Here is a 10,232-nt window from a genome sequence, read left to right as displayed (position 1 = left end):
CGGTTGTGGCTGATCGCGCAGTTCCCCGCGCCCCTAGGTTTAGGGGCGCGGGGAACTGCGCAATCTTTTGGGGGTTCGGGGGCGGAGCCCCTGAGTCAGGGACGGGAATGGGTAGGGGCGGCGGGGGCGAAAACCCTCCCCACCTACGCCCCTCCGAACGCCTCCACCCCCGGAACCGGTCGTGGCCCCTCCCCAGGTCGCCAGCCCGCGTCGAGTTTGCGCAGGCCAACCCCGCCCGGCGCCCAGATGTGGCAGCTGTTGAGCACGCCCGCCGTGGAGCGCGGGTCATGGGACGGCTCGCCGGCGTCACGGCGGCGCGCGTTGGCCGAGATGGCCGCCTGGACGACAGCGGGCCCCCCAGGGCGCGGGCCAGCTCGTAGAGGTGCGAGCAGCCGGACACGCCTCGGAACCGCTCCTGGATCGCCCGGTTGTACCCGGCGGCGACGCTCAGCCCGACGAGTGCGTCGAACACCGGGGTGATCAGCGGGCACTCGGCGTGCGGAAAGGTGCGCATGTCCGCGTCCGCGTGCACGACGACCATGTCCGCGAGGCGGATACGCACTTCGAGCGCCATCCGGTGGACGACACGGACCGGGGGCTCCACCCGGGGTCGCTCGTCGCTCAGCACCGCTTCGACCGAGATCTCGTCACCGTCCTCCTCGTGGGCGGTCAGGGTGATCGTGCGGCGGTGCAGGGGCAGTTCGGCTCGTGTCATGACGAGGTCTCCTCCCGGAGCGGCGCCGCAGCCGCCTCCGGCACCGGAGGTGCCCCGAGCGCCGCGAACTCCGGCTGTCGGCGCTCGATGAAGCTGCGTACGCCCTCGCGGTAGTCAGGGGCCCGCTTCGCCGTAGCGAGCAGCGCGGCCGCGCTGTCGCGGCTCTCGGTGAAGCTCCTCGACTGGTCGTCGGCGAGTTGCCGCTTGATCAGGGACATCGCGTACGGGCTGGCCGAGGAGGCGAGTCGGGTCGCGTACGCGATCGCTGTCGGGAGCAGTTCCGCCGGCTCGACCAGACGGTTGACCAGGCCCATCACCAGGGCCTCCGTACCGGTGATCCGGCGCGAGGAGAGCAGCAGATCGCTCGCGTTCCCGTATCCGACGAGCCGGGGCAGGAGCCAGGACACGCCGTCCTCCGCCACCAGGCCGCGCGCGCTGAAGGCGGCGGCGAACTTGGCGTCCGGTACGGCGAACCGCACGTCGCACATCAGCGCCTGGTTGAACCCGATGCCGGCGCAGGCGCCATTGACGGCCGCCACGAGTGGCTTCGGGAAGGACATGGGGCGGGTGCGCGGCGGCAGCTCGCCGGTCGGCCACGGGCTCGCTCCGGAGGAGGCCCCGTCCAGCACACTCATGTCCATGCCCGGACAGAAGCTGCGCCCCGCCCCGGTCAGTACGACGGCCCGAACCGCCGGATCGGCCTCGGCGCGGTCGAACAGCTCGTTGTAGAGCAGCTCCATCTCCAGCGTCCAGGCATTGTGCCGTTCGGGCCGGTTCAGGGTGAGGAGCATGACCCCGTCGTCGGTCAGCTCGGTGAGGATCACCGGGGTCGGGTTCTCGGTCATCGAGGTCACTCCACGGGCCCGTCGGGTTTACGGCTGGATGAAGTTATAGCTAGATGAATCATCTATATACCCAACGGCGGCCCGGACACCAGACCAAGTCCCGCACGGACATGATCACCCGACCCTTGACCTGGTACCCTCGATGCACTAAGACGATTCATTTTGCTATATGAGGAGCCCACCGTGGCTGAGGCAGCCCGCGCAGAAACGCCGATCGTGCCCGCTCCCTCCCGCGGCCCCGTCGGACGCCAGGTGCGCGTACCGAAGACGGCCGAGCTGGTCGCAGGACACCTGCGCCGCCAGATCGTACGGGGCGAGCTGAAGCCCGACGACGCGCTGCCGCCGGAGTCGGGGCTGATGGAGCAGTTCGGCATCTCGCGGCCGACGCTGCGCGAGGCGTTCCGCGTCCTGGAGTCGGAGTCCCTCATCACGGTCCGGCGCGGGGCGCACGGCGGCGCCCGGGTGAGCGCGCCCGACTCGGACGTCGCGGCCCGCTTCGCCGGGCTGATCCTGGAGTACCGCGGCGCCACTCTCGGGGACGTCTACCGGGCGGCGGCCCTCATCGAGCCGCCGTGCGCGCGCCAGGTCGCCACCAAGCACACGGCGGACGACATCAAGCGGCTGCGCGACGCGGTGGCGGCCGAGAAGGCCGTCCTGGACAGCCCGCTGGCCCTGGTGGACGCACAGGACGCCTTCCACGCCCTCCTGGTCGAGCTCACCGGCAACCAGACGCTGATCCTCCTGTGCGGCATGCTGCGCAACATCATCGACCGGGCCAACGCCTCGTACACCGCGGCCGCCACCGACGCCGAGACCCAGAAGGCGCAGGCCCTCAAGGGGCACCGGGCGCATGTCCGGCTGGTCGGCCTGATCGAGGCCGGCAAGGCCGACGAGGCGGAGAAGCTGTGGCAGCGCCACATCTCCAGCGCCGACGACGTCGTCAACGCACTGGGCCCGAAGACGGTCCTGGAGCTCATCGACTGACGGTCCGAACAACCGCCTCCCCATCCTCCCTTGCGCTCTCCAAATAGTTAGATAATTATAGGAGGCGTACTGAATGGCTTCAGGGTGGAGGCGACGGCCATGGCCGAACAGCGCAAGCGGATCTTCGACTGCGACCAGCACATGTACGAGGAACGGGACTCCTTCACGCGCTACCTCCCGAAGGAGTTCCTCGGCCAGGCAGTGGCGCCGGTGACCCTGCCGGACGGCCGTGAGGTCATCCTCGCCGGGGACCGGATCGTGGTGTGTCTGGAGCCCGAGTTCGGGCAGGTCTACCGGCCCGGCTCGCTCAAGGAGATGCTCAAGGCGATGGCCTCGGGCAACCCCGACGAGACGTACCAGTTCGAGCCGATGCACGAGTCGTACCAGAACCGCGAGGCCCGGCTGCGCGTCATGGACGAGCAGGGCCTGGACCAGACGATCATCTACCCGGGCGGCTGGGCACTCGTCGCCGAGGAGTATGTACAGGGCGTCGAGCCGCTCTACGCCAACTACCACTCGTTCAACCGCTATATGAACGAGGTGTGGGGCTTCAACCACAACGACCGCATCTACTCCCCCGCCCTGCTGTCCCTGCGCGACCTGGACAGTGCGGTGAAGGAGCTGGAGTTCGTCCTGGAGCAGGGCGCCCGGTTCATCATGCTGCCGACCGGCCCGCAGTACGGCCGCTCGCCCGGAGACCCGTACTTCGACCCGTTCTGGAAACTGGTCAACGAGGCCAAGGCCAGCGTCTGCTACCACATCAGCGAGTTCTACTACAACTCGCACGTCGCCCCGGCCTGGGGCCACGACGCGAGCCCGATCCACTTCCGGATGTCCGCGTGGCAGTGGATGAACACCTACGGCCAGCGCCCGATCGAGGAGACGCTGTCCGCGCTGATCTTCGACAACCTCTTCGGGCGTTTCCCCGACATCAACGTCCTGGTGTCCGAGTTCGGCGCCGAGTGGGTGCCCCACTTCGTCCGCCACATGGACAAGAGCCGCGGCATGGGCCGCAACGGCCCCTGGATCGGCGGCCAGTTGGCCGAGCGCCCCAGCCAGGTCTTCCGCAAGCACATCCGCGTGGTGCCCTACCCGGAGGACGACATCCCGAGCCTGGTGAAGCGTCTCGGCTATCACGAGTCCATCGTGATGGGCTCGGACTTCCCGCACGCCGAGGGCATCGCCAACCCGGCCGACTACCGCAAGCTCCTCGCGGAACTCGACGAGTCGGTCCAGGACGACATCATGTACAACAACGCGCAGCAGCTGATCAGCCGTTGAGCCTGGCGGTCTCCGCGAGTGAGCCCGGTACCGACATCGGTACCGGGCTCACTCGGCGAGATCGGCCGCGAGGTTCGCCAGGTTGGTGAGCAGGGCCGTACCGCGCCGCGAGTGGTCGTAGCCCGCGAGCGGGTAGCCGTTGCTCAGACAGGCGAAGGACAGGCCGGACTCCGGGTCCATGAAGCCCAGTTGGTACGCGGCGCCGGCGCTGCCGAAGAGCAACGGCGAACCCGTGGAAGGCAGTTGGCTGCCCGCGTCCGGTCCGGCCACGGTGACGAACAGTCCCATGCTCGTACGCCGCCCGCTGCCGCCCCCGTAGATCTGTTCGCCGTGCGGGTGCTCCGTCAGGCGGATCCGGGTGCCCTCCGCCACCGCTTCCGGCTTCCACAGGCCCGAGTGGTCCAGCGCCTGGAAGTACAGGGCGACATCGGCGGCGGTGGCGACCAGTGCGTGACTGGGCTCGCCGGCCGCGAGCACGCGCGGGTCGGACAGATACCAGGGCCCCCAGGGGTCGGGGTCCTGGTCGTCGTGCGTGCGGTCGGTGGCGGTCATCGGTACGACGGTGCCGGGCTGCCGGTCCACGGGGACGCCGAGTTCGATCGAGGACAGGCCCAGCGGGCGGGCGATCCGCTCGTGCAGGTACTCGGCGAAGGTCAGGCCCGTACGCCGCTCGACGATCTCGGCGATCAGCCAGGCCGCCGAGGTGAGGTGGAACTGGAAGCGGCTGCCCGGCGGGGTGTCGAGCCGCCAGCGGCCGAACGCGGCGAGCCGCTGCTCGCGGTCGAGCATCTTCGGGTACCCGAGCGGTGCGAAGGGGAAGCCCGCGGTGTGCGTGAGGACGTGCTCGACCGTCACCGCCTCCTTCCCGTTCGGCGCGAACTCCGGGATGATCGCGGCGACTTGCTCACCCACGTCCAGCAGCCCGTCACCGATCAGCTTCCACACGACGCCCGCGACGATCGACCGTCCGACGGACTGCAGGACGTACCGGGTGTCCGGACGGGCGTCACCCCAGGTCTCGAAGGCCACCAGCCGACCACCCCGGGCGACGGCGACCTGAGCCGACGGCAGCGGTCCGTGGTCGACCTCCAGCCGGATCCTTCGCAGCAGTACGTCGAGCCGGTGCGGGTCGACACCGACGGCTTCCGGGGCGACGACGGAGTGGTCAAGTGTCATACGAGTCTCCCTTGTTGACCGGCGCTTCCCGCAGGTCGCGGCGTACGACCTTGCCGTTGGCGTTGCGCGGCAGCTCGTCCACGAACCACCAGCGGACAGGCACCTTGAACCCGGACAGGCGGTCGCGGGCGTACGCCCTGAGCGCCGCCGGTTCCGGTGGGTCGTCTCGGTCGGACGGTACGACGAAGGCGACGACGGTCTGGCCGAGCCGGTCGTCCGGCGCGCCGGCGACCGCCACGTCCGCGATGCCGGGGTACGAGGCGAGGACCGTCTCCACCTCCAGCGGGTGGACGTTCTCGCCACCTCGGATGATCATGTCGGTGCGTCGGCCGGACAGGTAGAGATAGCCGTCCTCCGACACCCGGCCCAGGTCGCCGCTGTGCAGCCAGCCCTCGGCGTCCACCCGGAAGAGATGGTCGGCGCGGGCGTGGATCTCGCCGACCCCGTCGGGTCCGGCGTCGCGGACCCGCAGTTCGACACCCGGGGCAGCCCGTCCGACGGACCGCAACAGGGCTGTGTGCCCGGCGACCGCCTCGCGATGGTCCTCGGGGGTGAGCACGCTGATGGGCGAGCCCTCCGTCTGGCCGAACATGTTGAGCATGCGGACACCGGGCATCGCCTCGTACGTGCGCCGCAGTGTGCCGGGGCGGATGGGCGCGCCGCCGTACTGGAGGACGCGCAGCCCTTCGTGGCGGGCCTGACCCGCCGTCAGCAGTGTTTCCAGCATCGCGGGGACCATGCTGGTGTGGGTGGTGCCGAGTTCCCGCAGCAGGGCCCAGCCCTCGACGGTGAAGCGCGGCAGGCCGGTGATCAGCGCGCCGGCGGCCAGGGCGACGGCGATGTTGCCGAGGCCCGCGATGTGGTGGAAGGGCGCGCTGCCTCCGTAAAAGCTGTCGGGGTCGAGCGCGCAGAGCCGGCCGTTGACGTGGGCGCGGGCTGCCAGCCTGCGTTGTGTCATCGGGACGGGTTTGGGGATGCCGGTCGTACCGGAGGTGTGCAGGACGGCGGCGAGCGCGTCGGGCTCGGCGGTCAACGCCCGCCCGCTCGGGCGCGGTTCGGGAACGACGACGGCCGGGCAGCCGACCAGTTGGGCCACCTGCTCACCGAGTTCGGCGAACTCCGGCTGGGCCAGGAGGATTTGGGACCCCGACGCCTTGACCACCGCCGCGATCTCGTACGGGGTCGCGCGGACGCCGAGCGGGGCGAGCGGGTGGCCCGATCCCGCGCCGCCGATGACCAGCGCGAGGGCGTCGGCGGAGGTCGCGATCAGTGCGGGTACCGGTTCCCCGGGGGCGAGGCCGAGTGTGTCCAGCAGGTCGGCCGCGCCGCCCGCCCGGTCGAGGAGTTCGCGTCCTGTCCAGCTCAGGTCGCGGAACCGGACGGCGGGGCGCGCGTGGTCGTAGGCACGGCTCACCATCGCGGTCCAGGTGGGTGCCGCTACGGCCTTCTGCGCGCCGCCCATCGGTTCAGGGCTCCAGCCGGGCCGCCGCGATGCCGGTGACCACCTCGGCGCCGTTCTGGTTGACGGTGCGCACGGAGAAGTGGGCGACCGGTCCGGCCGCCGTGTCCTCTACGGACTCGACGGTCGCCGTGGCCGTCAGGGTGTCCCCGGGCCAGACCTGGGCCTTGAAGCGCACACCGAAGGTCAGCAGTGCCTCGGTGCCGACCCAGTCGGTGAGGACCCGGCCGGTCATGCCCATCGTGAGCATTCCATGGGCGAACACGCCGGGATAGCCCGCGACTTCGGTGGCGAACCGCTCGTCGGTGTGCAGCGGGTTGTAGTCGCCCGACGCGCCCGCGTACTGCACGATCCGGGTGCGCTTCAGGTCCCCGACCAGCACACTCTCCCGGGTCTCACCGACCTTGATGCCGTCCGCGCTCAGGCTCATCGTGCGTCCTTCGGGGTTGCGGGGCCCTCGGGCACGACGGCCACGGTCCGGGCGCTGACGACGGGTTCGCCGGCGGCGTCCCGGTACTCGGTGACACGCTCGCTGAACAGCAGGCGGCCGGTGCGGCCCTGCTTCTCCCAGCTGCGTCCGGGGACGGTGGTCGCGTACAGGGTCTCCCCCGCACGGACCGGGCGGTGGTACTCGAAGTGCTGCTCCGCGTGCAGCCCGCCGCCGCCTTCGGGCATCACCCCGGGACCGCCCCCCGATCCGAACCACTCCTCGCCCGGCCTTGGCCGCAGGCGATGGCCGGGGTCGTACTGGGCGCTCGCCATCGTGAAGGTGGGCGGCGCGAGTGCGGTCTCGCCCCGGTGGGCCGGGGTCTCGTCGCCGATGGCGCGGGCGAACATCATGATGTGCCCGGCCTCGACGGGGAACGGCTGCCCTGTCATCGTCCAGTCTCCTCGGTCGGTACGGGGGTTCAGTACGGCAGGAAGGCGTCTCGGGTGGCTTCGTCCGGGTCGAAGTCGGGAGGCAGTCCCTCGAACTTCGGCTCCCTCTTCTCCACGAAGCTGGCGACGCCCTCGCGGAAGTCCGGCGAGCCCGCGAAGAATTCCATGGCGGAGTAGGAGCGGGCGAGCGCCCCGGTGAAGTCGCGGTCGAGGTCGCCGTACACCTGGTGGCGTACGACGGCCATGGCGCGCGGGGAGCAGTTGCGGGCGATGTCGCGGGCGTAGGCACGGGCGGCGTCGAGCAGGTCCTCCGGTTCCACCACGCGGCTGACGAGGCCGAGTTCCTTCGCCTCGTCGGCGTCGAAGACCCGGCCCGACAGCAGCAGGTCGAGCGCGTTCTCCAGGCCGACGACGCGTGGCAGCACGTACGGCATGTTGTACTCGCCGGCCAGGCCGCGCCGGGTGAAGGCGGTGGTGAAGCGGGCCCCGCGGGCGGCGAAGCGGATGTCGCAGATGAGTGCCTGGACCAGGCCGATGCCCGCGCAGGCGCCGTTGACGGCGGCGATCAGGGGCTTCGGCATGTTCCGCCTGCTGTACATGGGGACGCGGGCCTGGAGGTTGAGGGACTGGCCCGGCTGTGCGTTCTGTTCCAGCCGCTGGACGTCCATGCCGGGGCAGAACGCCCGGCCCGCGCCCGTGATGACCACGACCCGGACGGCGGGGTCCTCGGCGGCTTCGTCGAGGAGCGCGAAGAAGCGGCGCTCCATGGGGATGCTCCACGCGTTCTTGCGCTCGGGCCGGTTGAGGGTGACGGTCGCGACGCCGTCCTCGTCGACCTCGTAGAGCACCAGGTCCTGGTCCTGGGCGGGCTCCTCGGGCATCACGTCACTCCTCGGTCGGCGGTTCGATGGTCAGCGATTCGATGGGGTCACCGACGCCGGGCCGCTCCCCCGAGATGGTCACCACCACCTGACCCCGGGCGCAGATGCGTCCGTCGGTCATCCGCACGTCGACGTCGGCGAAGTGCAGTCGGTGACCTCGTCTGACGCACCGCGCGAAGGCGACGGCCTCCCGGCCGCGGGCGGGCGCGAGGTACTGGACCGACATCGACACGGTGCTCAGCCGGCTCCCCTTCTGGAAGTCGTGCCCGGCGATCACGGCTCCGGCGCCCGCGGTGTCGATCAATGCCGAGATCACTCCGCCATGGAAGACGCCTTCGTGGGCGGAGAGGGCTTCCGCGTACGGAAGGGCCACCTCGACGCCGTCGGGGTCCCAACGGAGCATGCGCATACGGCAGTTGCGGTTGAACGCGACCCCGCGCTCCCAGCGGGCCCGGAACCACGCACGGCGTTCGCGCTGCTCCTGGTCGGTGAGGGTCCTCGCCGCGACGGTCATCCGCACGCCCTCCGGTCTCGGCCTGTCCGGCCGATCGATATAGTTACATGAATTGAATAGTTGAGGCAATCGTACGGGACGAGCCCGGACTCCAGATGTATTATTTATATAACTCATTAGCTCGCTCGCCACAGGGCGCTCCGGCATGGAGCGCCCTCCCAGAGGGAGGCCCCTCGATGCCGTCGACCGCCCTGGCCGGAATCCGCGTCCTCGACCTGTCCCGCATCCTCGCGGCCCCGCTGGCCACCCAGATGCTCGCCGACCTCGGCGCGGAGGTGATCAAGGTCGAGCGCCCCGGATCGGGCGACGACTCACGGACGTACGGCCCGCCCTTCGCGGCCGGTCCCGAGGGCGACCGCACGGACACGGCCGCCTTCTACCTCTCCTGCAACCGCAACAAGCAGTCGGTCACCGTCAACCACGCCACCGACGAGGGCCAGGCGCTGATCCGCGCCCTGGCCGCCCGCTCGGACGTCCTCGTCGAGAACTTCCGCGCGGGGACGCTGGCGAAGTACGGCCTCGACCACGAGAGCCTGCGCGAGGTCAACCCGCGCCTGGTGTATCTGTCGGTCACCGGCTTCGGCCAGACCGGACCGTACGCCGCTCGTCCCGGCTATGACGGCATCTTCCAGGCCATGTCCGGGATGATGAGCGTCTCCGGACACCCCGACGAGCCGATGAAGGTCGGGGTCAGCATGGTCGACATCCTCACCGGGCTGTACGCCTCCACGGCCGTCCTGGCGGCGCTGCGGCACCGGGACGCCACCGGTGAGGGCCAGTTCATCGACCTCTCCCTGCTGGACTGCGGGCTCGCCTCGCTCTCGCACTTCGCGATGAACTACCTGGTCTCCGGCGAGGTACCGCAGCGGCGCGGCAACGGCGGCTACGGCGGGGTCCCTTCACAGGCCTTCCTGTGCAAGGACAAGCCGCTGTTCCTTGTCGCCGGCAACGACAAGCAGTTCGCCGCGTTCTGTACTGCGGCCGGCCGCAGCGACCTTCTGCAGGATCCGCGGTTCGGTACGACCTCCGCGCGGATCGCCCATCGTGCGGAGATCCTGCCGGTGCTCGAAGAGATCATGCTCACTCGTACGCGGGACGAGTGGCTGGCCGTTCTGGACGAACACGACGTTCCGGCCGGGCCGTTCAACGAGCTGCCCGAGGTTTTCGCCGACCCTCAGGTTCAGCATCGGGGGATGCTGGTCGATGTCGACGACCCTGTGTCCGGGCGTCTTCCGCTTCTCGCCAACCCGATCCGCTTCACGGCGACGCCCGTCGAGGGCTACGCCCCGCCGCCGGGTCTCGGCGAGCACACCGGGGAAGTCCTGGGCAGGTTGGCGGGGGTGACGGAGGGGCAGTTGGTGGGGTTGCGGGCGCGGGGGGTTGTGTGAGGTTTCTTTCGCCCCCGCCGCCCCTACCCATTCCCGTCACTAACTCAGGGGCTACGCCCCCGAACCCCCAAAAGACTGCGCAGTTCCCCGCGCCCCTAGGTCTTTAGGGG

General features: G+C 70.1%; 11 protein-coding genes. 3 read left to right on the top strand and 8 right to left on the bottom strand.

The genetic code is table 11. The annotated features are described in order from the left end of the window. Together ACFWXQ_RS48670 and ACFWXQ_RS48665 are read right to left on the bottom strand one after the other, a co-directional pair. The coding region (locus ACFWXQ_RS48670; protein ID WP_386270403.1) for a DUF2889 domain-containing protein at positions 1 to 715 on the bottom strand (715 nt) is incomplete at its 3' end. Then, positions 712 to 1,560 carry an enoyl-CoA hydratase-related protein gene (locus tag ACFWXQ_RS48665; RefSeq protein WP_383955589.1) on the bottom strand — a complete coding sequence of 283 codons (849 nt, stop codon included), beginning with the start codon at positions 1,558 to 1,560 and terminating at the stop codon, positions 712 to 714. The genes ACFWXQ_RS48665 and ACFWXQ_RS48670, both read right to left, overlap by 4 nt. A 183-nt stretch (positions 1,561 to 1,743) precedes the next feature. On the opposite strand from ACFWXQ_RS48665, the gene ACFWXQ_RS48660 reads away from it, so the two are divergent. After that, the gene (locus tag ACFWXQ_RS48660; protein WP_190229826.1) at positions 1,744 to 2,544 is read left to right on the top strand and encodes a FadR/GntR family transcriptional regulator; all 801 of its coding nucleotides are present in this window, start codon (positions 1,744 to 1,746) and stop codon (positions 2,542 to 2,544) included. A 99-nt stretch (positions 2,545 to 2,643) separates the two neighbouring features. Beyond that, positions 2,644 to 3,825: an amidohydrolase family protein gene (locus ACFWXQ_RS48655; protein ID WP_383955592.1), complete on the top strand. Its 1,182-nt coding sequence runs from the start codon at positions 2,644 to 2,646 to the stop codon at positions 3,823 to 3,825. A gap of 48 nt (positions 3,826 to 3,873) precedes the next feature. Here ACFWXQ_RS48655 and ACFWXQ_RS48650 read toward each other — a convergent pair whose 3' ends face one another. From ACFWXQ_RS48650 to ACFWXQ_RS48625, 6 genes are read right to left on the bottom strand one after another with little or no spacing between them, the layout of a single operon-like run. After that, positions 3,874 to 5,001: a serine hydrolase domain-containing protein gene (locus tag ACFWXQ_RS48650; protein WP_383955595.1), complete on the bottom strand. Its 1,128-nt coding sequence runs from the start codon at positions 4,999 to 5,001 to the stop codon at positions 3,874 to 3,876. Then, positions 4,991 to 6,463, bottom strand: coding sequence for a class I adenylate-forming enzyme family protein (locus ACFWXQ_RS48645; RefSeq protein ID WP_383955598.1), 1,473 nt, complete (start codon positions 6,461 to 6,463; stop codon positions 4,991 to 4,993). The genes ACFWXQ_RS48650 and ACFWXQ_RS48645 overlap by 11 nt, the downstream gene beginning before the upstream one ends. Before the next feature lie 4 nt (positions 6,464 to 6,467). Beyond that, a complete protein-coding gene (locus tag ACFWXQ_RS48640; protein ID WP_383955601.1) occupies positions 6,468 to 6,890 on the bottom strand; it encodes a MaoC/PaaZ C-terminal domain-containing protein in 423 nt (140 codons plus the stop codon). Beyond that, a complete protein-coding gene (locus tag ACFWXQ_RS48635; protein WP_386270401.1) occupies positions 6,887 to 7,339 on the bottom strand; it encodes a MaoC family dehydratase N-terminal domain-containing protein in 453 nt (150 codons plus the stop codon). The genes ACFWXQ_RS48640 and ACFWXQ_RS48635 overlap by 4 nt, the downstream gene beginning before the upstream one ends. 29 nt (positions 7,340 to 7,368) lie before the next feature. Next, positions 7,369 to 8,220, bottom strand: a complete 852-nt coding sequence (locus tag ACFWXQ_RS48630) for an enoyl-CoA hydratase-related protein (protein WP_386270400.1) — start codon at positions 8,218 to 8,220, stop codon at positions 7,369 to 7,371. Between the two features lie 4 nt (positions 8,221 to 8,224). Beyond that, the gene (locus tag ACFWXQ_RS48625) at positions 8,225 to 8,734 is read right to left on the bottom strand and encodes a PaaI family thioesterase (protein ID WP_383957376.1); all 510 of its coding nucleotides are present in this window, start codon (positions 8,732 to 8,734) and stop codon (positions 8,225 to 8,227) included. 176 nt (positions 8,735 to 8,910) lie between these two features. On the opposite strand from ACFWXQ_RS48625, the gene ACFWXQ_RS48620 reads away from it, so the two are divergent. Beyond that, positions 8,911 to 10,122: a CaiB/BaiF CoA transferase family protein gene (locus tag ACFWXQ_RS48620; protein WP_386270399.1), complete on the top strand. Its 1,212-nt coding sequence runs from the start codon at positions 8,911 to 8,913 to the stop codon at positions 10,120 to 10,122. Positions 10,123 to 10,232 lie beyond the last annotated feature (110 nt).

Origin of the sequence: Streptomyces sp. NPDC058697 (genome assembly GCF_042715345.1) — a bacterium.
In the GTDB taxonomy this organism is placed as follows: domain Bacteria; phylum Actinomycetota; class Actinomycetes; order Streptomycetales; family Streptomycetaceae; genus Streptomyces; species Streptomyces liliifuscus.
Note: the sequence above shows the minus strand (reverse complement) of the source record. Positions and strands in the feature narration are given on the sequence as shown.